This is a genomic window from Streptomyces sp. NPDC029159, from assembly GCF_055564055.1.
The window spans coordinates 145027-166796 of record NZ_JBVHWT010000010.1; the positions used below are offsets into that span (position 1 = coordinate 145027).

Here is a 21770-nt window from a genome sequence, read left to right on the forward strand (position 1 = left end):
TCCCACGGGCGGGCCGCGTGCCCGTATGACGCAAGGGCTCCCGCACCGAGGAGGTGCGGGAGCCCTTGCGCGTGCCGTGGGTCAGGCGGAGGCCGGACGGTAGAGGTCGCGCGGCAGCTGGGAGGCGGCCGCCTCGTCCAGCAGCCACAGGGTCCGGCTGCGGCCCCGGGCACCGGCGGCCGGGGCCTGGATCTCCCCGGCGCCGGAGAGCGCGATGGCCGCGGCCTGCGCCTTGTCCGCACCGGCGGCCAGCAGCCACACCTCACGCGCCGCACGGATCGCCGGCAGCGTCAGCGAGACACGGGTGGGCGGCGGCTTCGGCGCACCGTGCACCCCGACCACCGTCAGTTCGTCCTCCCGCACCCCCGGCAGCTCCGGGAAGAGGGAGGCGACGTGGGTGTCCGGGCCGACGCCCAGCAGCAGGACGTCGAACGACGGCACCGGGCCGTGGTCCTCCGGGCTCGCGGCGGCGGCCAGTTCGGCGGCGTACGCCTCGGCCGCGGCGTCCGCGTCGTTGCCGTACGGGCCACCGGCCGGGGCCATGGCGTGGACCCGCGCCGGATCGAGCGGCACGGAGTCGAGCAGCGCCGCACGGGCCTGTGTTTCGTTGCGCTCCGGGTGGCCGTCCGGCAGGAACCGTTCGTCGCCCCACCACAGGTCGAGCCGGGACCAGTCCACGGCGTCCCGGGCGGGCGCCTCGGCGAGGGCCGCGAGCAGCCCGTTGCCGTTGCGTCCGCCGGTCAGCACCACGGAGGCGGAGCCCCGGGCGGCCTGGGCGTCCACGATCTTCGTGATCAGCCGGGCCGCTGCGGCCTGCGCCATCAGCTCCTTGTCGCGGTGGACGACGACCTGCGGCGCGCTCACTTGGCGGCCGCCTTCTTCGCCGCGGCCTTCTTCGGCGCGGGCTTCGCCGCCGCCTCGCCGTCCTTCGCGGGCTGCGCCGCCTCCCCGCCGTTCTTCGCGGGCATCTCCGGTGCGGTCGTCCGCGCCGCCTCGCTCAGCCGGTCCACGCCGTACTTCAGAGCGGCGGCGAAGGTGTCGTCCGGGTCGAGGCGGCGCAGCTCCTCGGCGAGCAGCTCGGAGGTCTCCCGCCGCTTGAGCGCCACCGCACGGTCGGGCTGGCCCTGCATGGACAGGGTGGCCAGCGAACCGTCCGGCCGGTCCAGCACGATCGGCCCGCAGTTGGTCTCCAGCCGCACCGCGGTCAGGCCCGGACCGGACGAGACCGTGCGTTCGACGGGGACGTCCAGCCGGCTGGCGAGCCACATGCCCAGCAGCTCGCAGCTGGGGTTGAACTCCTCGCCCTCCACCACCGCGGAGGTGATCTCGCACGGCATCTGGTCCAGCGCCGCCGCGAGCATCGAACGCCACGGGGTGATGCGGCTCCAGGACAGGTCCGTGTCGCCGGGGGTGTACGTGGCGGCGCGGTCGGTCAGCTCCTGGATGGGCTGCTCGGAGGCGTAGGCGTCGGTGACCCGGCGCTGGGCCAGCGCACCGAGCGGGTCCTTCGCCGGGTCCAGCGGGCCGTTGACCGCCCACCACACGACGACGGGCGCGTCCGGCAGCAGCAGCGGCAGCACCACGGACTGGGCGTGGCCGATCGCCTCGCCGTACAGCCGCAGCACGACCGTCTCACCCGTACCGGCGTCCGCGCCCACCCGGACCTCGGCGTCCAGCCGGGCCTTGGCGCGGTCGCGGGGGGTGCGGCTGACCCGCTTGATGACGACCAGGGTCCGCGAGGGGTGCTCGCGGGACGCCTCGTTGGCCGCCTTCAGGGCGTCGTAGGCGTTCTCCTCGTCGGTGACGATGACGAGGGTGAGCACCATGCCGACGGCGGGCGTGCCGACGGCGCGGCGGCCCTGCACCAGCGCCTTGTTGATCTTGCTGGCCGTGGTTTCCGTCAGGTCGATCTTCATGGGCGACGCCAGCTCCGTCCGTCTCGTGCGAGCATTTCGTCCGCCTCGGTGGGGCCCCAGGTGCCGGCCGGGTACTGCGCCGGCTTGCCGTTGCGGTCCCAGTACTCCTCGATCGGGTCGAGGATCCGCCAGGACTGCTCGACCTCCTCCAGCCGCGGGAAGAGGTTGGCGTCACCCAGCAGCACATCGAGGATGAGCCGCTCGTACGCCTCGGGGCTCGACTCCGTGAAGGACTCGCCGTAGGCGAAGTCCATGGAGACGTCCCGCACCTCCATCGAGGTGCCCGGGACCTTCGAACCGAAGCGCACGGTCACGCCCTCGTCCGGCTGCACCCGGATGACCAGGGCGTTCTGGCCCAGCTCCTCCGTGGCGGTGTGGTCGAAGGGGGAGTGCGGCGCCCGCTGGAAGACCAGCGCGATCTCGGTGACCCGGCGGCCCAGACGCTTGCCGGTACGCAGGTAGAAGGGGACGCCCGCCCAGCGGCGGTTGTCCACCTCCAGCTTGATCGCGGCGTAGGTGTCGGTCTTCGACTTGGGGTCGATGCCGTCTTCCTGGAGGTAGCCGACGGCCTGCTCGCCGCCCTGCCACCCTGCGGTGTACTGCGCGCGCACCGTCTCCTTGCCGAGGTCGGCGGGGAGCCGCACGGCGCCGAGCACCTTGGTCTTCTCGGCGACCAGCGCGTCCGCGTCGAAGGAGGACGGCTCCTCCATGGCGGTCAGCGCGAGCAGCTGGAGCAGGTGGTTCTGGATGACGTCACGCGCCGCGCCGATGCCGTCGTAATAACCGGCCCGGCCACCGATGCCGATGTCCTCGGCCATGGTGATCTGCACATGGTCGACGAACGAGCGGTTCCACAGCGGCTCGAACATCGTGTTGGCGAAGCGGAGCGCCAGGATGTTCTGGACCGTCTCCTTGCCGAGGTAGTGGTCGATGCGGAAGACCGCCTCGGGCGGGAAGACCTCGTGGACGACCTGGTTGAGCTCCTGGGCGCTCTTGAGGTCGTGGCCGAAGGGCTTCTCGATGACGGCGCGCCGCCACGAGCCGTCCTTCTGGTCGGCGAGCCCGTGGTTCTTGAGCTGCTTGACGACCGTGGGGAAGAACTTGGGCGGCACCGACAGGTAGAAGGCGAAGTTGCCGCCCGTGCCCTGCTCCTTGTCCAGCTCCTCTATCGTCGCCTTCAGCGTCTCGAACGCCGCGTCGTCGTCGAAGTTGCCCTGGACGAAGCGCATCCCCTGGATGAGCTGCTGCCAGACCTCCTCGCGGAACGGCGTACGCGAGTGCTGCTTGACGGCGTCGTGCACCACCTGCGCGAAGTCCTCGTCGTGCCATTCGCGGCGGGCGAAGCCGATGAGGGAGAAGCCGGGCGGGAGCAGACCGCGGTTGGCGAGGTCGTACACCGCCGGCATCAGCTTTTTCCGCGACAAATCGCCCGTGACGCCGAAGATGACCAGGCCCGACGGCCCCGCGATACGCGGGAGCCGTCGGTCCGCGGCGTCACGAAGCGGGTTCGCTCCATGAACTGCGGTCAAGGTGTCAGCCCTCCGAAGGAGCGAGGCGCTTGAGCTCCGCCTCGGTGGACTTGAGCAGGTCGTTCCAGGAAGCCTCGAACTTGTCCACGCCCTCGTCCTCCAGGAGCTGCACGACCTCGTCGTACGAGATCCCGAGCTGCGCGACGGCGGCGAGGTCCGCACGGGCCTGCTCGTAGGTCCCGCGGACGGTGTCGCCGGTGATCTGGCCGTGGTCACCGGTCGCCTGGAGGGTGGCCTCCGGCATGGTGTTGACCGTGCCGGGCGCGACCAGCTCGTCGACGTAGAGGGTGTCCTTGTACGCCGGGTCCTTGACGCCGGTCGAGGCCCACAGCGGACGCTGCTTGTTGGCCTGCGCCTTGTCCAGGGCGGCCCAGCGCTCGGAGGAGAAGACCTCCTCGTACGCCTCGTAGGCCAGGCGGGCGTTGGCCAGCGCGGCCTTGCCCTTGAGGGCCTTGGCCTCGTCCGTGCCGATGGCCTCCAGGCGCTTGTCGATCTCGGAGTCGACGCGGGAGACGAAGAACGACGCCACCGAGTGGATCTGCGAGAGGTCCAGGCCCGCGGCCTTCGCCTTCTCCAGGCCCGCCAGGTAGGCGTCCATCACCTCGCGGTAGCGCTCCAGCGAGAAGATCAGCGTGACGTTGACGCTGATGCCCTTGGCGATGACCTCGGTGATCGCCGGCAGACCCGCCTTGGTGGCCGGGATCTTGATGAGGGTGTTGGGGCGGTCCACCAGCCACGCCAGCTGCTTCGCCTCGGCGACGGTCGGCGTGGTGTGGTGCGCCAGGCGCGGGTCGACCTCGATGGAGACCCGGCCGTCCTGGCCGTCGGTGGCCTCGAAGACCGGCCGCAGGATGTCGGCGGCGTCGCGGACGTCCGCCGTCGTGATCATGCGGATGGCTTCCTCGACGGTGACCTTGCGCGCGGCCAGGTCGGCGACCTGCCGGTCGTAGCCGTGGCCGTCCGAGATCGCCTTCTGGAAGATCGACGGGTTGGTGGTGACACCGACGACGTGCTGCTGGTCGATCAGCTCGGCGAGGTTGCCGGACGTGATGCGCTGGCGCGACAGGTCGTCCAGCCAGATCGCGACGCCTTCATCGGAGAGGCGCTTGAGTGCGTCTGTCATGGGGATTGCATCTCCTACTAGTACTACTGGTTCGTGTACCGGCGTCAGCGCGCGGCGGCTTCCAGCGATTCCCGGGCGGCGGCCGTCACCGCGTCGGCGGTGAAGCCGAACTCGCGGAAGAGGACCTTCGCGTCGGCCGAGGCGCCGAAGTGCTCCAGCGACACGATCCGCCCGGCGTCCCCGACGTAGCGGTGCCAGGTCAGACCCACGCCCGCCTCGACGGCGACCCGCGCCCTGACGGACGGCGGCAGCACGCGCTCGCGGTACTCCTGGTCCTGCTCCTCGAACCACTCGACGCAGGGCATCGACACGACACGGGTGGGCACGCCCGCGGCCTGCAGCTGCTCACGCGCCTCGACGGCGAGCTGCACCTCGGAACCGGTGCCGATCAGCACGACCTGCGGCTGTGTTGCCTCACCGGCGGGGCTCTCGGCCTCGAAGAGGACGTAGCCGCCCTTGGCCGCGTCGTCGTTCGCCTCGTACGTCGGCACGCCCTGACGGGTCAGCGCGAGGCCGTGCGGGGCGCCCACGCCGAACTCCTTCGTGCAGCGCTTGAGGATCTCGCGCCACGCGATGACGGTCTCGTTGGCGTCGGCCGGGCGCACGACGTTCAGGCCCGGGATGGCGCGCAGCGAGGCCAGGTGCTCGACCGGCTGGTGGGTCGGGCCGTCCTCGCCCAGACCGATGGAGTCGTGCGTCCACACGTACGTCACCGGCAGGTGCATCAGGGCGGAGAGCCGGACGGCGTTGCGCATGTAGTCGGAGAACACCAGGAAGGTGCCGCCGTAGATGCGGGTGTTGCCGTGCAGCGCGATGCCGTTCATCTCCGCGGCCATGGAGTGCTCGCGGATGCCGAAGTGGATCGTGCGGCCGTACGGGTCGGCGCCCGGCAGCGGGTTGCCCGCCGGCAGGAACGACGAGGTCTTGTCGATGGTGGTGTTGTTGGACCCGGCGAGGTCGGCGGAGCCGCCCCACAGTTCGGGCAGCACCCCGCCCAGCGCGGCCAGCACCTTGCCGGAGGCGGCGCGGGTGGCAACGGCCTTGCCGGTCTCGAACGCCGGGAGGTGGTCCTCCCAGCCGGCCGGCAGCTCTCCCGCGGAGATGCGGTCGAACTCGGCGGCACGCTCGGGGTTGGCGGTCCGCCAGGCGGCGAACGCCTTGTCCCACTCGGCGCGGGCGTCACGGCCGCGGTCCAGCGCCTCACGGGTGTGGGCCAGGACCTCGGGGGCGACCTCGAAGGACTGCTCGGGGTCGAAGCCCAGCACGCGCTTGGTGGCGGCGACCTCGTCGGCGCCCAGCGCCGAGCCGTGCGCGGCCTCGGTGTTCTGCGCGTTCGGGGCCGGCCAGGCGATGATCGAACGGGCCGCGATGAACGACGGGCGCCCGGTCTCGGTCTTGGCCGCCGCCAGCGCGCGGGCCAGACCGACCGGGTCCAGGTCGCCGTTGGGCAGCTGCTCGACGCGCTGGACGTGCCAGCCGTACGCCTCGTACCGCTTGAGGGTGTCCTCGGAGACCGCGGTCTCGGTGTCGCCCTCGATCGAGATGTGGTTGTCGTCCCAGAGCAGGACGAGGTTGCCGAGCTTCTGGTGGCCCGCGAGGGAGGACGCCTCGGCGGAGATGCCCTCCTGGAGGCAGCCGTCACCGGCGACGACCCAGATGGTGTGGTCGAACGGGGAGGTGCCCGGGGCGGCCTCCGGGTCGAACAGACCGCGCTCGTAGCGGGCGGCCATCGCCATGCCGACGGCGTTGGCGACACCCTGGCCCAGCGGGCCGGTGGTGGTCTCGACGCCGGTGGTGTGGCCGTACTCCGGGTGGCCCGGGGTCTTGGAGCCCCAGGTGCGGAACGCCTTCAGGTCGTCCAGCTCCAGGCCGTACCCGGCCAGGAAGAGCTGGATGTAGAGGGTCAGGCTGGAGTGGCCGGCGGAGAGGACGAACCGGTCGCGGCCGGTCCAGTCCGCGTCGGCCGGGTCGTGCCGCATCAGCTTCTGGAAGAGAAGGTAGGCGGCCGGAGCCAGGCTCATGGCCGTCCCAGGATGGCCGTTTCCGACCTTCTGCACGGAATCCATGGCCAGGACGCGGACGGTATCGACGGCCCGCTTGTCCAGATCGGTCCACTCGATGTCTGTGGTGGTCGGCTTGGTGCTCACCCTGATTCAGGGCTCCTCTCCACATGTCGAATGCCGCGGACGGTATGTCCGCCAGGCGGTGTCGAGCCTACCCCCGCCGGTGCGTGCGTCTTTTCGACGCGGAGTCGGCCGCGCCGCCCGGTGGAGTACGCATCACCGCAGGCAATCGGCGCCATATCTCCGGCAATCCGGACGCAGGGGATGCGACCCCTGTTCCCCAGACTGACAAGAGGCGTTCGCCTTCGCCTCTTGTCGGAGGGGACGGGGACCGCGGGGCGGGGCGTCCGGCGGCGCCGCCGGGGAAGCCAACACGAGCGGACCCCGGCGAAGATCGCGGTATGGCCAACGTCTAAAGTGGCGTGGTACGCGCAAGCCTCGCGGCCGCCAGGGCCGGATGCGCTTGCTGGCCTTATCTCCGCGGCGGAAGCCGCTGATGTTACTTCCAGGGGTGTGCGTGACGGCCGTCGAATCCCGTCCTGCGGGGGCGCTCTCTCAGAGCCCCGGGAGTCCGAACCCCGGCCACCGGCCGTTCGGTGCCCGCCTCAAGGCGTTCATCGCGCTCACCAAGCCGCGCGTCATCGAGCTGCTGCTGATGACGACGGTGCCGGTGATGTTCCTGGCCGCCGGCGGCGTCCCGGACCTGTGGCTGGTGCTGGCCACCTGTATCGGCGGCTACCTCTCGGCGGGCGGCGCCGCGGCGTACAACATGTACATCGACCGCGACATCGACGCGCTGATGGACCGCACCGCCCAGCGTCCGCTGGTGACGGGCATGGTCTCGCCGCGGGAGTGCCTGGTCTTCGCGACCGCGCTCGCCGTCGGCTCCACCGCGTGGTTCTGGTACCTCGTCAACCCGCTGTCGGCGATGCTCTCGCTGGGCGCGATCCTCTTCTACGTCGTCGTCTACACGATGATCCTCAAGCGGCGCACCAGCCAGAACATCGTCTGGGGCGGCATCGCGGGCTGTATGCCGGTCTTCATCGGCTGGTCCTCGGTGACCAACTCGGTCTCCTGGGCCGCGGCCATCCTCTTCCTGGTGATCTTCTTCTGGACGCCGCCGCACTACTGGCCGCTGTCGATGAAGGTCAAGGACGACTACGAGCGCGCCGGCGTCCCGATGCTCCCGGCGGTCGCCGGCAACAAGGTCGTCGCCCGGCAGATCGTCACCTACAGCTGGGTCATGGTCGCGGTGTCGCTACTGCTCCAGCCGCTGGGGTACACCGGCTGGTTCTACACCGCGGTCGCGCTGGCCTGCGGCGCGTTCTGGCTGCGGGAGGCGCACGGCCTCCAGTCCCGCGCCAAGGCCGGGATCACCGGGCCGAAGCTCAAGGAGATGCGGCTCTTCCACTGGTCGATCACGTACGTCTCGCTGCTCTTCGTCGCCGTCGCGGTGGACCCCTTCCTCCGCTGACCTCGTACGCACTCCTGCCACGGCCCGTCCGGCACGCTCCGGGCGGGCCGTCGCGTTGCCCGGGGCCGAGCGGCGGGCGCCCCTCCCCAAGAGCCCTACCGGTGGGTAGCATCGGGGGTATGGCAGACACCAAGCAGGCGGACGAGCAGCCGGCGGCCGAAGAGCGGACCGACGCGCGGGCGGAGAAGCGGACCGGGCGGCACGCGGCGCGGCTCGCCAAGGAGATGCGGGCCTTCGCGGCCGCGCACGGCGGCAGCGCCGAGGGGCAGCTGGCGCACATCGGCCGCGGCCGGATCCGCGTCGCCCTCGTGGGCGCCGACGGCGAGTGGGGCAACCTCGTCGCCGACTCCCGGGAAGAGGCGCAGGCGGGCGCCGAGCAGGCCGGGATCGCCCTCCAGGACGACTTCGACGGCGACCTCGCCGCCAAGGTCCGCACCGGCCGCTACGAGTGGACCCGGATGGCCGGGCTCCAGCTCGGCGGCCCCGCCAACGGCTGAGCCCGCCGCCTGACGCAGGCATACGGAAGGAGCCCGCCGGGCGCGTGACCTGCACGCGCCCGGCGGGCTCCGTTCCCGTACGGGGTGCCCCGAGGGGCGCCGGTCAGCCGGCGGCGGCCGGTTCGGCGGGCCGGACCGCCTCGGCGGGGCTGCTCTGCTGCTCCGGCAGCTCCGCGAGCGGACCGCGGTCGCGCATCGCCAGCACCACCCGCAGCGCCGCGATCCACACCAGCGTCGAGCCGAGCATGTGCAGCCCGACGACCAGCTCCGGCAGCCCGAAGAAGTACTGGATGTAGCCGATGACGCCCTGGAGCAGCAGGCAGACGACGAGGTCGCGGACGGCCCGGCGGGGCGCGGCGGGCGCCTTGACCGCGCGCAGGGTGAACCACAGGGCGACCGTCAGGCCGACGGTGATGTAGACGAAGTCGACGTGCAGCTGGGTCACCTCCTGCCAGTCCAGCGGGATGCGGTGCACCTTCCGGGCATCGCCCGCGTGCGGCCCGGTGCCGGTGACGAGAGTGCCGACCAGCGTCAGCACGGTGGTCGCGCCCAGCAGCACCCAGGCCAGCTGGCGCACCGGCCGCGCGACCACGTCCCGGGGCGCGTCGTCGCCCTCGCAGGCGCGCCGCCAGGCCACCACGGCCACTGTGAGCAGCCCGGTGGTGAGGAGGAAGTGCGCGGCGACGATGTACGGGTTGAGGCCGGTCAGGACGGTGACGCCGCCGACGACGGCGTTGCCCATGACGATCCAGAACTGCGCCCAGCCGAGCCGGGTCAGCGACCGGCGGCGCGGGGAGCGCGCCCGGGCCGCGATGATGAACACGCCGATCACCGCGCACAGCACGTATGTCAGCAGGCGGTTGCCGAACTCGATCAGGCCGTTGATGCCCATCGCCGCCGTCGGCGTCAGGCTGTCCGGCGTGCAGCGCGGCCAGGTGGAGCAGCCGAGGCCGGACTGGGAAAGCCGCACCGCGCCGCCCGTGACGACGATGATGACGGCCATCACGACGGTGGCCAGCGCGGCCCGCCGCACGAAGCGCGCGGACGGCTGGCAGCTGCGGGCGATCAGCTCTAGGGGGTTCAGCGTTTTCGGCACGGGGGACATCGTAGGCGCCGCCTTGTGCAAAGTTTCACGAGGGGTGCACAGCGCTCAAGACGGTGCGTAGCACGCAGGAACGACCTGTGCCCCGGCGTGCGCGGGGCACGGTCCCGGGGCGCCGGGGGCCGCCCGCTACTCCCAGCGGAAGAACCGTGCCGCCGCGCCCAGCCCGAGGACCGCCCAGACGGCGAGGATGCCGAGGTCGCCCCAGGGAAGCGCGGCACCGTGCTGGAGGACGGCGCGCAGCCCGTCGGAGAGCGCGGAGATCGGCAGCAGCCCGAGGACCGTCTGCGCCGCGTCCGGGAACTTCGTCAGCGGCACGATGACGCCGCCACCCACCAGGAGCAGCAGGAAGACGAGGTTGGCGGCGGCCAGCGTCGCCTCGGCCCGCAGCGTGCCGGCCATCAGCAGCCCGAGCCCGGAGAACGCCGCCGTCCCCAGGACCAGCAGCGCGGCGACCGCGAGCGGATTGCCCTGCGGCGACCAGCCCAGCGCCAGCGCCACCACCGTGAGCAGCGCGACCTGGAACACCTCGGTGACCAGCACCGCGCAGGTCTTCGCGGTCATCAGGCCCCAGCGCGGCAGCGGCGAGGCGGCGAGCCGCTTGAGGACGCCGTAGCGCCGCTCGAAGCCGGTGGCGATGGCCTGCCCGGTGAACGCCGTCGACATCACGGCGAGCGCCAGGACGCCGGGCGCCAGGAAGTCGACGGCGCGGCCCGCACCGGTGTCGATGATGTCGACGGCGGAGAACAGCACCAGCAACAGCGTCGGGATGACGACCGTCAGCAGCAGCTGCTCGCCGTTGCGCAGCAGCATCCGGGTCTCCAGCGCCGCCTGCGCACGGATCATCCGCACCAGCGGCGCGGCCCCGGGCCGCGGGGTGAAGGTACCTGTCGCGGTCATCCCCGCAGCTCCTTGCCGGTCAGGTCCAGGAAGACATCTTCCAAGGTGTGGCGTTCGACGGCGATGGCGTCGGGCAGGACGCCGTTCTGGGCGCACCAGGAGGCGACGGTGGCCAGCATCTGGGGGTCGACGGTGCCGGTGACGCGGTAGCTGCCGGGGGCCGGTTCGGCGGTGGTGCTGTCCTCGGGGAGCGCCTTGCGCAGCGACGCCAGATCGAGCCCGGGCCGCCCGGTGAAGCGCAGGGTGTTCTCCGCGCCGCCCCGGCACAGCTCCTCGGGGCTGCCCTGGGCGATGACCCGGCCGCCGTCGATGATCGCGACGTCGTCGGCCAGCTGCTCGGCCTCGTCCATGAAGTGCGTGGTCAACACCACCGAGACGCCGTCGGTCCGCAGCTCGCGGACGAGGTCCCAGGTGGCGTGGCGCGCCTGCGGGTCGAGGCCGGCGGTCGGCTCGTCCAGGAAGACCAGCTCGGGGCGGCCGACGACGGCCATCGCCAGCGCGAGCCGCTGCTGCTGGCCGCCGGAGAGCCGCCGGTAGGTGGTGCGCCCGCAGCTGCCCAGACCCAGCCGCTCGATCAGCAGGGGGACGTCGACGGGGTCGGCGTGCAGGGAGGCGGTGTGCCGCAGCATCTCCTCGGCGCGGGCGCCGCTGTAGACGCCGCCGGACTGCAGCATCACGCCGATCCGGGGCCGCAGCCGCGCGGCGTCGGCGACCGGGTCCAGGCCCAGCACACGGACCGTTCCGGCGTCCGGGCGGCGGTAGCCCTCGCAGATCTCGACGGTGGTGGTCTTGCCGGCGCCGTTGGGGCCGAGGAGGGCGGTGACGCCACCGCGCGCGACGGTCAGGTCGAGGCCGTCCACCGCGGTCTTGGGCGACCGGGAGCCGTACCGCTTGACCAGGCCGGCGACCGCTACGGCGGGCGCGCTGCCGGGGGTCCGGGGGCTCCCCGGGGAGGTGCTGGGCATGCCCGGCAGTCTACGGAGCGCCCGGCGGACGGCCGCCGCCGGGCCGGTTCTGCGGAGCGGGGGCCGGGGCGGGGGCGGCCGTCCCCGGGTGGGCCGGTCCGGCGAAGATTTTTTCCGCGGATTTCCGGGCGTCCGCGCGGTGATCGCGATCGGTGCCCGACCCGCTCAACAGAGGGCTTCCGGACCTCCGGACCCCCCTTCGTTTAGGTGACCCTAAGTGATCGAGGACACCGCTGGGTGGCCCTGTCGAGGGTTGTCGCGACTCGTGGAATTACGCAACAATGGCGTTGTGAAAAACGCGAGCGAGGAGCGGAAGGGATCCCCGGCAGGCACGGCCGCCGGGGCGCGCCCGGTCGTCTCCGAGCAGCCCGCCCGGGGCGGTGCCGCACCGCAGGACGAGCAGCAGGGCACCCGCAACCGCGTCGCCCGCTCCATCCTTGATCACGGTCCGTCCACCGCCGCCGAGCTGGCGCTGCGCCTGGAGCTGACCCAGGCGGCCGTCCGCCGTCACCTGGACGCGCTGGCCGCCGACGGCGTCGTCGAGCCCCGCGAGAAGCGGGTCTACGGCACCCGTGGCCGCGGCCGCCCCGCCAAGGCGTTCGCCCTCACCGACTGCGGCCGGGACGCCTTCGACCAGTCCTACGACGAGCTGGCGGCCGACGCCCTGCGCTGGATCGCACGGTGCGCCGGCGGCGGCGAGGAGGGCGAGGCGGCGGTCGCCGCGTTCGCCCGCGCCCGGTTGGCCGCACAGGCCGAGGGATACCGCCGGGCCGTCGAGGCCGCCGGGCCCGAGGAGCGCACCCGGGCCCTGGCCGAGGCATTGACCGCGGACGGGTACGCTGCTACGGCGCGCAGCGCGCCCAATTCCCAGCTCGGTGAACAGCTCTGCCAGCACCACTGCCCGGTCGCCCATGTCGCCGAGCAGTTCCCGCAGCTGTGCGAGGCGGAGACCGAGGTCTTCTCCCGTCTGCTGGGGACCCATGTACAGCGGCTCGCCACCATCGCCCACGGCGACGGGGTGTGCACGACCTTCATCCCGAAGGCGGGCGCGCACGGCACCACCGCGCCCGACACCACGAAGACCACCACAGCATCTGCAAGCACGGCCGGGAGGAACCCCGCATGACGCTCCCCACGGAGACTGCCCACCCCGAGCTCGACGGACTGGGCAAGTACGAATACGGCTGGGCCGACTCCGACGTGGCCGGAGCCTCCGCCAAGCGCGGTCTGTCCGAGGCCGTCGTCCGCGACATCTCGGCCAAGAAGAACGAGCCGGAGTGGATGCTCAAGCTCCGTCTCAAGGGCCTGAAGCTCTTCGACAAGAAGCCCATGCCCAACTGGGGCTCCGACCTCTCGGGCATCGACTTCGACAACATCAAGTACTTCGTCCGCTCCACCGAGGAGCAGGCCGCCTCCTGGGAGGACCTGCCCGAGGACATCAAGAACACCTACGACAAGTTGGGCATCCCCGAGGCGGAGAAGCAGCGTCTGGTCGCCGGTGTCGCCGCGCAGTACGAGTCCGAGGTCGTCTACCACCAGATCCGTGAGGACCTGGAGGAGCAGGGCGTCATCTTCCTGGACACCGACACCGCGCTCAAGGAGCACCCGGAGCTCTTCCAGGAGTACTTCGGCACGGTCATCCCGGTCGGCGACAACAAGTTCGCGTCGCTGAACACCGCGGTCTGGTCCGGCGGATCCTTCATCTACGTCCCCAAGGGTGTCCACGTCGACATCCCGCTGCAGGCGTACTTCCGGATCAACACCGAGAACATGGGCCAGTTCGAGCGGACGCTGATCATCGTCGACGAGGGTGCCTACGTGCACTACGTCGAGGGCTGCACCGCCCCGATCTACAAGTCCGACTCCCTGCACTCCGCGGTCGTCGAGATCATCGTGAAGAAGGGCGGCCGCTGCCGCTACACGACGATCCAGAACTGGTCGAACAACGTCTACAACCTCGTCACCAAGCGCGCCGTCGCCTACGAGGGCGCGACGATGGAGTGGATCGACGGCAACCTCGGCTCCAAGGTGACCATGAAGTACCCCGCGGTCTACCTCATGGGCGAGCACGCCAAGGGCGAGACGCTGTCCATCGCCTTCGCGGGCGAGGGCCAGCACCAGGACGCCGGTTCCAAGATGGTCCACATGGCGCCCAACACCTCCTCCAACATCGTCTCCAAGTCGGTGGCGCGCGGCGGCGGCCGCACCTCGTACCGCGGTCTGGTCGAGATCGGTGAGGGCGCGGCGGGCTCCAAGTCCAACGTGCTGTGCGACGCCCTGCTCGTCGACACCATCTCCCGCTCGGACACCTACCCCTACGTCGACGTCCGCGAGGACGACGTGTCGATGGGCCACGAGGCGACCGTCTCCAAGGTGAGCGAGGACCAGCTCTTCTACCTGATGGCCCGTGGCCTGACGGAGTTCGAGGCCATGGCGATGATCGTGCGCGGCTTCGTCGAGCCGATCGCCAAGGAGCTCCCGATGGAGTACGCGCTGGAGCTCAACCGGCTGATCGAGCTGCAGATGGAAGGCGCGGTCGGCTGACGGCCACGGAACACCCCTGACCGACGACGCGGCGGCCTTCCCCCGGGAAGGCCGAGTATCGCAACGAGAAAGCGAGCACGACGACAGCCATGGCTGAGGCTCAGAACATCCCGGCGGGTTCCACGACCACCGGTTCCATCGCGGTGGCCGCGGAGTCCACCGTCGCCACCCGCATGAGTGCGCCGCCCTCCTACGACGTGGCGGACTTCCTGGTGCCGCACGGCCGGGAGGAGGAGTGGCGGTTCACCCCCCTCGCCCGCCTGAAGGGCCTGCACGACGGCACCGCGGTCACCGAAGGCGGCGTCCTCGTCTCCGTCGAGACCCCGGCGGGCGTCACCCAGGAGACCGTGGACCGCGACGACCCGCGGGTCGGCAAGGCCGGCACCCCCGTGGACCGCGTCGCCGCGCAGGCGTACACCGCCTTCGAGAAGGCGTCCGTCGTCACCGTCCCCAAGGACACCCAGCTCACCGAGCCGATCCGGATCGATGTGCAGGGCCAGGGCGGCACCGCCTTCAAGCACCACGTCATCGAGCTGGGCGCGTTCGCCGAGGCGGTCGTCGTCATGGACCACACCGGTGACGCCACCTTCGCGGCCAACGTCGACTACCTCCTCGGTGACGGCGCGAAGCTGACCGTCGTCTCCGTGCAGGACTGGGCCGACACCGCCGTCCACGTCGGCCAGCACAACGCGCTGATCGGCCGCGACGCGAGCTTCAAGTCCGTCGTCGTCACCTTCGGCGGCGACCTCGTCCGGCTGCACCCGCGGGTCACCTACGCGGCGCCGGGCGGCGAGGCCGAGCTGTACGGCCTGTACTTCACCGAGGCCGGCCAGCACCACGAGCACCGCCTCATGGTCGACCACGACACCCCCAACTGCCGCTCGCACGTCACGTACAAGGGCGCCCTCCAGGGCGACGACGCGCACGCGGTGTGGATCGGCGACGTCCTCATCCAGGCCGCCGCCACCGGCACGGACACCTACGAGCTCAACCGCAACCTCGTCCTCACCGACGGCGCGCGGGTCGACTCGGTCCCCAACCTGGAGATCGAGACCGGCGAGATCGTCGGCGCCGGTCACGCCTCGGCGACCGGCCGCTTCGACGACGAGCAGCTCTTCTACCTGATGGCCCGCGGCATCCCGGCCGAGGAGGCCCGCCGCCTGGTCGTGCGCGGCTTCTTCGCCGAGCTGATCCAGCAGATCGGCCTGCCGGACGTCGAAGAGCGTCTGATGGCCAAGATCGAGGCCGAGCTGGAAGCGGCCGCGGCATGAGCTACGTACGTGTGGCGACGCTGGGCGAGCTGGAGGAGGACACCCCGAAGCGGGTGGAAATCGACGGCACGCCGGTCTCCCTCGTCCGTACCGAGGGCGAGGTGTTCGCGATCAACGACATCTGCTCGCACGCGAACGTCTCCCTGTCGGAGGGCGAGGTCGAGGACTGCTCGATCGAGTGCTGGCTGCACGGATCGAGCTTCGACCTGCGCACCGGCAAGCCGTCCGGCCTCCCCGCGACGCGTCCCGTCCCCGTTTACCCCGTCAAGATCGAAGGAGAGGGCCCGGAAGCCTCCGTGCTCGTCTCCGTCACCCAGGAGTCCTGAGTTCCCCATGGCAACGCTTGAGATCCACGACCTGCACGTCTCCGTCGAAGCCGAGAACGGCCCGCGCGAGATCCTGAAGGGCGTCGACCTGACCGTGAAGCAGGGCGAGACGCACGCCATCATGGGCCCCAACGGCTCCGGCAAGTCGACCCTCGCGTACTCCCTCGCCGGTCACCCCAAGTACACGATCACCGGCGGCACCGTCACCCTCGACGGCGAGGACGTCCTGGAGATGTCCGTCGACGAGCGCGCCCGCGCCGGCGTCTTCCTCGCCATGCAGTACCCGGTCGAGGTCCCCGGCGTCTCCGTCTCCAACTTCCTGCGCACCTCCGCCACCGCCGTCCGCGGCGAGGCCCCCAAGCTGCGGCTGTGGGTCAAGGAGGTCAAGGAGGCCATGGAGCGTCTCCACATGGACCCCGCGTTCGCCGAGCGCAACGTCAACGAGGGCTTCTCCGGCGGTGAGAAGAAGCGCCACGAGATCCTCCAGCTGGAGCTGCTCAAGCCGAAGATCGCGATCCTCGACGAGACCGACTCCGGCCTCGACGTCGACGCGCTGCGCACCGTCTCCGAGGGCGTCAACCGCGTCCGCGAGTCCGGTGAGGTCGGCACCCTGCTGATCACCCACTACACGCGCATCCTGCGCTACATCAAGCCCGACCACGTCCACGTCTTCGCGGCCGGCCGCATCGTCGAATCCGGCGGCGCCGAGCTGGCCGACAAGCTGGAGGCCGAGGGCTACGAGGAGTACACGAAGGGCGGCGCGACCCTGTGACACAGATTCCGGGCCTCCTCGACACCGAGGCGATCCGCAAGGACTTCCCCCTCCTGGACCGCCAGGTCCACGAGGGCAAGAAGATCGTGTATCTGGACAACGCGGCGACCTCGCAGAAGCCGCGCCAGGTGCTCGATGCGCTGAACGCCTATTACGAGCGCCACAACGCCAATGTTCACCGCGGTGTCCACGTCCTCGCCGAGGAGGCCACGGAGCTGTACGAAGGCGCCCGCGACAAGGTCGCCGCCTTCATCAACGCGCCGAGCCGCGACGAGGTGATCTTCACCAAGAACGCCTCCGAGTCGCTCAACCTCGTGGCCAACATGCTCGGTTGGGCCGATGAGCCGTACCGCGTGGACCACGAGACCGAGATCGTCATCACGGAGATGGAGCACCACTCCAACATCGTCCCGTGGCAGCTGCTGTCGCAGCGCACCGGCGCGAAGCTGAAGTGGTTCGGCCTCACCGACGACGGCCGGCTCGACCTCTCCAACGTCGACGAGGTCATCACCGACCGCACCAAGGTCGTCTCCTTCACCCTGGTCTCCAACCTCATGGGCACCATCAACCGGGCGGAAGCGATCATCCGGCGGGCCCAGGAGGTCGGCGCGCTGGTCGTCATCGACGCCTCGCAGGCCGCCCCCCACATGGTGCTGGACGTCCAGGCCCTCCAGGCCGACTTCGTGGCCTTCACCGGCCACAAGATGTGCGGCCCGACCGGCATCGGCGTCCTCTGGGGCCGCCAGGAGCTGCTGGAGGACCTCCCGCCGTTCCTCGGCGGCGGCGAGATGATCGAGACCGTCTCGATGCACTCGTCGACGTATGCCCCGGCGCCGCACAAGTTCGAGGCGGGTACGCCCCCGATCGCGCAGGCCGTCGGCCTCGGCGCGGCCGTGGACTACCTCTCCGCGATCGGCATGGACAAGATCGCCGCGCATGAGCACGCGATCACCGAGTACGCCGTCAAGCGGCTGCTGGAGGTCCCGGACCTGCGGTTCATCGGCCCGTCCACGACCGAGGACCGCGGCGCGACGATCTCCTTCACGCTCGGCGACATCCACCCGCACGACGTCGGCCAGGTGCTCGACGAGCAGGGCATCGCGGTCCGGGTCGGCCACCACTGCGCGCGGCCGGTCTGCCTGCGGTACGGAATTCCTGCGACCACCCGTGCGTCGTTCTATCTGTACTCCACCCCGGCCGAGGTCGACGCCCTGGTCGAGGGCCTGGAGTACGTCCGCAATTTCTTCGGTTAGACAGACAGAGCGGTAGACCACGCACAGCGGATGAGGACGAGGACTGACTGAGCCGTGAAGCTGGATTCGATGTACCAGGACGTCATCCTGGACCACTACAAGCACCCGCACGGGCGCGGTCTTCGGGACGGCGATGCCGAGGTGCACCACACCAACCCCACCTGCGGGGACGAGATCACCCTGCGGGTGCGGCTGGACGGCACGACCGTCGCGGACGTGTCCTACGACGGCCAGGGCTGCTCCATCAGCCAGGCGAGCGCCTCGGTGCTCAACGACCTGCTGGTCGGCAAGGAGCTCGGGCAGGCGCAGCAGATCCAGGAGACCTTCCTGGAGCTGATGCAGTCCAAGGGCAAGCTGGAGCCCGACGACGCGATGGAGGAGGTGCTGGAGGACGCGGTGGCGTTCGCCGGCGTCTCGAAGTACCCGGCACGGGTGAAGTGTGCCCTGCTCAGCTGGATGGCCTGGAAGGACGCCACGGCCAAGGCCCTTTCCGAGGAGGCGACGACCGCATGACCGACACGCCCGAGAACACCCTGACCAAGCCGGCCTCGGAGGAAGAGGTCCGCGAGGCCCTGTACGACGTCGTCGACCCCGAGCTGGGGATCGATGTCGTCAACCTCGGCCTGATCTACGGCATCCACATCGACGACGCCAACATCGCCACCATCGACATGACGCTGACGTCCGCGGCCTGCCCGCTGACCGACGTCATCGAGGACCAGGCGAAGTCTGTGACGGACGGCATCGTCAACGAGCTGAAGATCAACTGGGTCTGGATGCCCCCGTGGGGTCCCGACAAGATCACCGACGACGGCCGCGAGCAGCTGCGCGCCCTGGGCTTCAACGTCTGACCGACGCCCCGTCACCCCGTACGGCCGTGCCCTCCGACACCTCGGAGGGCACGGCCGTCGACGTGTGCGGCGCCGGGATGTGTACATCTGTACGCATCGCCGGTTAGGCTCCCGCCATGGGCTACCTGACGCTGACCGGGGCGATCCTCTCGGAGATCCTGGCGACCACCGCGATGAAGTACAGCGACGGCTTCAGCAGGCTGTGGCCCTCGCTCGCCACGCTGGCCGGCTATCTCGTCGCCTTCACACTGCTCGCCCGGACCCTCAGGACGATGAGCGTCGGCACCGCGTACGCGATCTGGGCCGGGGCCGGTACGGCGGTGATCGCGGCGATCGGCATGGTCTTCCTCGGGGAGAGCGCCGGCCCGTTGAAGATCCTCGGAGTGCTGCTGGTCATCGCGGGCGTCGTGGTGCTCCACATGGGAGGTGCGCACTGATGGCCCGGCGGCACGACCCCGAGCGGCGGCAGCGGATCATCGACGCGGCGATCGGCGTGGTCGCCGCCCGCGGCATCGCCGGGCTCAGCCACCGCGCGGTCGCCGCCGCCGCCGATGTGCCGCTCGGCTCGACGACGTACCACTTCGCCACCCTCGACGATCTTCTCGTCGCCGCGTTGGAGCAGGTCAACGCCGGGTGGCTGGCGGACTTCGGCCGCTGGGCGGACGGGCTGGACGGCGAGGTTCCGGCCGCCGACGACGTGCTGCGGCTGGTCGCCGACACGCTCGCCGGGGACCGTGCCCGGGTGACGCTGGAGTACGAGCTGTATCTGGCGGCGCTGCGCCACCCCCGGCTGCGCCCGCTGGCCGCCGACTGCCTCGACGAGATGGCCCGGCTGCTCGCCCGCCGCACCGGCGATCTGCCCACCGCCCGCGCTCTGGTGGCCTTCGCCGACGGGCTGATGCTCCAGCACCTGCTGACCGGCCGCCCCTTCGAACCGGAGGCGCTGCGGGACGGGTTGACGGCGGCGCTGGTCTGAGGGCGGGCCTCCGGCCGTCCGTGGTCGGCGGCCGGGCGGCGGCGCCGGGAGCGGGCGCCGGACCGGGCGGCCGGGGCCTCGCTCCGGGCGGCTTCCGGGCCGCCGGACCGGGCGGGCACCGGCCGCCGGGCCCGAGCGCCGAGACCGGTTCGCCTCGGCGGGGGGCCTCCGGTTAGGTTTTCGGCATGACCGATGCTGCTACCTCCCGTACGACCGGCGCCGTCGCCGCCGGGCTCGCCACCGTCACGCCCGACGGCACCGTCCTCGACACCTGGTTCCCCGCGCCCGCCCTGGACGCCGCGCCCGGCCCGGCCGGTACCGAGCGGCTGACCGCCGAGCAGGCGGCCGAACTGCTGGGTGAGGCCGCGCCGCAGGCCGTCGGGCCGGACCCGGTCCGCGGTGTCGAGGTCGTGGCCGTCCGCACGGTCATCGCCTCGCTCGACGACAAGCCGCTCGACGCGCACGACGCCTACCTCCGCCTGCACCTGCTCAGCCACCGGCTCGTCAAGCCGCACGGCCTGAGCCTGGAGGGTCAGTTCGGGCTGCTGGCGAACGTCGCCTGGACCTCGCTCGGCCCGGTCGCCGTCGACCAGGTGGAGACGGTCCGGCTCAACGCCCGCGCCGCGGGCAAGCACCTCCAGGTCACCAGCGTCGACAAGTTCCCGCGGATGACCGACTACGTCGCGCCCGCCGGGGTGCGGATCGCCGACGCCGACCGGGTGCGCCTGGGCGCCCACCTCGCGGCCGGTACGACCGTCATGCACGAGGGCTTCGTCAACTTCAACGCCGGTACGCTCGGCACCTCCATGGTCGAGGGCCGCATCAGCGCGGGCGTCGTCATCGGTGACGGCTCCGACATCGGCGGCGGCGCCTCCACGATGGGCACCCTCTCCGGCGGCGGCAAGCAGATCATCGCCATCGGTGAGCGCTGCCTGCTCGGCGCCGAGTCCGGCATCGGCATCGCCCTCGGCGACGAGTGCGTCGTCGAGGCCGGTCTCTACGTCACCGCCGGGACCCGCGTCACGCTCCCCGACGGCCAGGTCGTCAAGGCCCTGGAGCTGTCCGGCGCCGACAACATCCTCTTCCGCCGCAACTCCACCACCGGAGCCGTCGAGGCCCGCCCGAACAAGGCGACGTGGGGCGGCCTCAACGAGGTGCTGCACAGCCACAACTGACCGGCCCCGGCCGGTTGCCGAGAGCGCCCCCGTACCGCCGTGTACGGGGGCGTTCGCCTGCCCGCGCGCAGTTTTCCACAGCCCTACCGGCCGGGCGCGGGCCGAACGTAGGGTCTACGGCATGCGTGATCTTGCAGCGGGGATGCGGTATCTGGTCAGGGGACAGCGGTGGGTCGCCGGGCACGGGCGGTGGTGGGGGTTCGGGATGCTCCCGGCGCTCATCGCCCTGGTGCTCTACGGCGCGGCGCTGACCGCGCTCGCCCTCTTCGCCGGGGACCTCGCCGCCTGGGCCACGCCGTTCGCGGACGGCTGGGGCGCGCCGTGGCAGGGGCTGCTGCGCGGCCTGTTCACGGCGCTGCTCGTCGCCGGGGGGCTGCTGCTCTCCGTGCTGACGTTCACGGCCGTGACGCTGCTGATCGGCGACCCGTTCTACGAGTCCCTCTCGGAGCGGGTCGAGGAGTCCGAGGGGCACTGCCCGAGCGCACCGGACCGGTCGCTGTGGCGGGAGATCTGGATCGCGCTGTGCGACAGCGTCCATGTGCTGCTGCGCGCGGCGCCGTTCGGCATCGCGGTGTTCGTGCTGGGCTTCCTGCCGTTCGTCGGGCAGACCGTCGTCCCGGTCGTCGGATTCTGCGTCTCCGGCTTCTTCCTCGCCGTCGAGCTGACGTCGGTGGCGATGCAGCGCCGCGACATACCCGTGCGGGAGCGGCTGCGGCTGCTCGGTGGCCGCAAGGCGCTCGCCGTCGGCTTCGGCACCCCCGTCGTCCTGCTGTTCCTCATACCCTTCGCCGCGGTGTTCCTGATGCCGGGCGCGGTGGCCGGGGCGACGCTGCTGGTACGCGATCTGGTGCCCGGGGAGCGGGAGCCGGAGGCGGTGGGCGGGCCGGGCGCCGAGGTGCCGGTGGGCGCCGGGCAGGTGGGCGCGGGTGCGCCGCCGGTGGCCGGGGCGTCCGGCGCAGGCGGCGGGTTCGGGCCGCCGCCCGCGCCGTTCCCGCCCGGTCCGGGAGCCTGACGGAGGCCCGGGGCGCCGGTG

22 protein-coding genes are annotated in these 21770 nt (G+C 71.4%); 14 read left to right on the forward strand and 8 right to left on the reverse strand.

Annotated features, from left to right (window positions below; genetic code table 11):
* Positions 1 to 81: 81 nt before the first annotated feature.
* The 5 genes from pgl to tkt are packed head-to-tail and all read right to left on the reverse strand — an operon-like array spanning position 82 to position 6715.
* Positions 82 to 864 carry a 6-phosphogluconolactonase gene (gene pgl / locus ACZ4U4_RS20595; protein WP_467876177.1) on the reverse strand — a complete coding sequence of 261 codons (783 nt, stop codon included), beginning with the start codon at positions 862 to 864 and terminating at the stop codon, positions 82 to 84.
* Positions 861 to 1916, reverse strand: a complete 1056-nt coding sequence (gene opcA, locus ACZ4U4_RS20600; protein ID WP_467876179.1) for a glucose-6-phosphate dehydrogenase assembly protein OpcA — start codon at positions 1914 to 1916, stop codon at positions 861 to 863. The genes pgl and opcA overlap by 4 nt, the downstream gene beginning before the upstream one ends.
* Complete coding sequence (zwf, locus tag ACZ4U4_RS20605) at positions 1913 to 3445, reverse strand: glucose-6-phosphate dehydrogenase (protein WP_467876182.1); 1533 nt, start codon at positions 3443 to 3445, stop codon at positions 1913 to 1915. Before zwf ends, opcA begins: the two co-directional genes overlap by 4 nt.
* Positions 3446 to 3449: 4 nt before the next feature.
* The gene (tal, locus tag ACZ4U4_RS20610; protein ID WP_467876184.1) at positions 3450 to 4568 is read right to left on the reverse strand and encodes a transaldolase; all 1119 of its coding nucleotides are present in this window, start codon (positions 4566 to 4568) and stop codon (positions 3450 to 3452) included.
* Positions 4569 to 4612: 44 nt separating this feature from the next.
* Positions 4613 to 6715: a transketolase gene (gene tkt / locus ACZ4U4_RS20615; protein WP_467876187.1), complete on the reverse strand. Its 2103-nt coding sequence runs from the start codon at positions 6713 to 6715 to the stop codon at positions 4613 to 4615.
* 433 nt (positions 6716 to 7148) lie between these two features.
* On the opposite strand from tkt, the gene ACZ4U4_RS20620 reads away from it, so the two are divergent.
* Positions 7149 to 8105, forward strand: a complete 957-nt coding sequence (locus ACZ4U4_RS20620; RefSeq protein ID WP_467876189.1) for a heme o synthase — start codon at positions 7149 to 7151, stop codon at positions 8103 to 8105.
* A 119-nt stretch (positions 8106 to 8224) separates the two neighbouring features.
* Entirely contained in the window at positions 8225 to 8602 is a 378-nt protein-coding gene (locus tag ACZ4U4_RS20625; RefSeq protein WP_467876191.1) for a hypothetical protein, read from the forward strand.
* A gap of 103 nt (positions 8603 to 8705) precedes the next feature.
* Here ACZ4U4_RS20625 and ACZ4U4_RS20630 read toward each other — a convergent pair whose 3' ends face one another.
* The 3 genes from ACZ4U4_RS20630 to ACZ4U4_RS20640 all read right to left on the reverse strand — a co-directional run bounded on the left by ACZ4U4_RS20630 (position 8706) and on the right by ACZ4U4_RS20640 (position 11569).
* Positions 8706 to 9698 carry a COX15/CtaA family protein gene (locus ACZ4U4_RS20630; protein WP_467876193.1) on the reverse strand — a complete coding sequence of 331 codons (993 nt, stop codon included), beginning with the start codon at positions 9696 to 9698 and terminating at the stop codon, positions 8706 to 8708.
* Between the two features lie 135 nt (positions 9699 to 9833).
* Positions 9834 to 10604 carry an ABC transporter permease gene (locus tag ACZ4U4_RS20635; RefSeq protein ID WP_467876196.1) on the reverse strand — a complete coding sequence of 257 codons (771 nt, stop codon included), beginning with the start codon at positions 10602 to 10604 and terminating at the stop codon, positions 9834 to 9836.
* Positions 10601 to 11569, reverse strand: a complete 969-nt coding sequence (locus ACZ4U4_RS20640; RefSeq protein ID WP_467876198.1) for an ABC transporter ATP-binding protein — start codon at positions 11567 to 11569, stop codon at positions 10601 to 10603. Before ACZ4U4_RS20640 ends, ACZ4U4_RS20635 begins: the two co-directional genes overlap by 4 nt.
* A gap of 289 nt (positions 11570 to 11858) precedes the next feature.
* Here ACZ4U4_RS20640 and ACZ4U4_RS20645 point away from each other — a divergent pair, with 289 nt between their 5' ends.
* The 12 genes from ACZ4U4_RS20645 (at position 11859) to ACZ4U4_RS20700 (ending at position 21749) form a co-directional block, all read left to right on the forward strand.
* The gene (locus ACZ4U4_RS20645; protein ID WP_467876201.1) at positions 11859 to 12695 is read left to right on the forward strand and encodes a helix-turn-helix transcriptional regulator; all 837 of its coding nucleotides are present in this window, start codon (positions 11859 to 11861) and stop codon (positions 12693 to 12695) included.
* Positions 12692 to 14113, forward strand: coding sequence for a Fe-S cluster assembly protein SufB (gene sufB, locus ACZ4U4_RS20650; RefSeq protein WP_399092695.1), 1422 nt, complete (start codon positions 12692 to 12694; stop codon positions 14111 to 14113). The genes ACZ4U4_RS20645 and sufB overlap by 4 nt, the downstream gene beginning before the upstream one ends.
* 89 nt (positions 14114 to 14202) lie before the next feature.
* On the forward strand, positions 14203 to 15384 hold the full coding sequence (gene sufD, locus ACZ4U4_RS20655) for a Fe-S cluster assembly protein SufD (protein WP_467876205.1): 1182 nt from the start codon (positions 14203 to 14205) through the stop codon (positions 15382 to 15384).
* Positions 15381 to 15710, forward strand: a complete 330-nt coding sequence (locus tag ACZ4U4_RS20660) for a non-heme iron oxygenase ferredoxin subunit (RefSeq protein WP_467876208.1) — start codon at positions 15381 to 15383, stop codon at positions 15708 to 15710. Before sufD ends, ACZ4U4_RS20660 begins: the two co-directional genes overlap by 4 nt.
* 7 nt (positions 15711 to 15717) lie before the next feature.
* A complete protein-coding gene (sufC, locus tag ACZ4U4_RS20665) occupies positions 15718 to 16482 on the forward strand; it encodes a Fe-S cluster assembly ATPase SufC (RefSeq protein WP_467876210.1) in 765 nt (254 codons plus the stop codon).
* A complete protein-coding gene (locus tag ACZ4U4_RS20670; RefSeq protein WP_467876213.1) occupies positions 16479 to 17735 on the forward strand; it encodes a cysteine desulfurase in 1257 nt (418 codons plus the stop codon). Before sufC ends, ACZ4U4_RS20670 begins: the two co-directional genes overlap by 4 nt.
* Before the next feature lie 54 nt (positions 17736 to 17789).
* Positions 17790 to 18248 (forward strand): Fe-S cluster assembly sulfur transfer protein SufU, encoded by a 459-nt coding sequence (gene sufU, locus ACZ4U4_RS20675; RefSeq protein WP_467876216.1) that lies wholly within the window; start codon positions 17790 to 17792, stop codon positions 18246 to 18248.
* Positions 18245 to 18586 carry a metal-sulfur cluster assembly factor gene (locus tag ACZ4U4_RS20680; protein ID WP_467876221.1) on the forward strand — a complete coding sequence of 114 codons (342 nt, stop codon included), beginning with the start codon at positions 18245 to 18247 and terminating at the stop codon, positions 18584 to 18586. The genes sufU and ACZ4U4_RS20680 overlap by 4 nt, the downstream gene beginning before the upstream one ends.
* Before the next feature lie 116 nt (positions 18587 to 18702).
* Positions 18703 to 19023, forward strand: coding sequence for a DMT family transporter (locus ACZ4U4_RS20685; protein WP_467876224.1), 321 nt, complete (start codon positions 18703 to 18705; stop codon positions 19021 to 19023).
* Positions 19023 to 19562, forward strand: a complete 540-nt coding sequence (locus ACZ4U4_RS20690) for a TetR/AcrR family transcriptional regulator (protein WP_467876226.1) — start codon at positions 19023 to 19025, stop codon at positions 19560 to 19562. Before ACZ4U4_RS20685 ends, ACZ4U4_RS20690 begins: the two co-directional genes overlap by 1 nt.
* A 185-nt stretch (positions 19563 to 19747) precedes the next feature.
* Positions 19748 to 20737, forward strand: coding sequence for a 2,3,4,5-tetrahydropyridine-2,6-dicarboxylate N-succinyltransferase (gene dapD / locus ACZ4U4_RS20695; protein WP_467876228.1), 990 nt, complete (start codon positions 19748 to 19750; stop codon positions 20735 to 20737).
* 121 nt (positions 20738 to 20858) lie between these two features.
* The gene (locus ACZ4U4_RS20700) at positions 20859 to 21749 is read left to right on the forward strand and encodes an EI24 domain-containing protein (RefSeq protein ID WP_467876230.1); all 891 of its coding nucleotides are present in this window, start codon (positions 20859 to 20861) and stop codon (positions 21747 to 21749) included.
* Positions 21750 to 21770 lie beyond the last annotated feature (21 nt).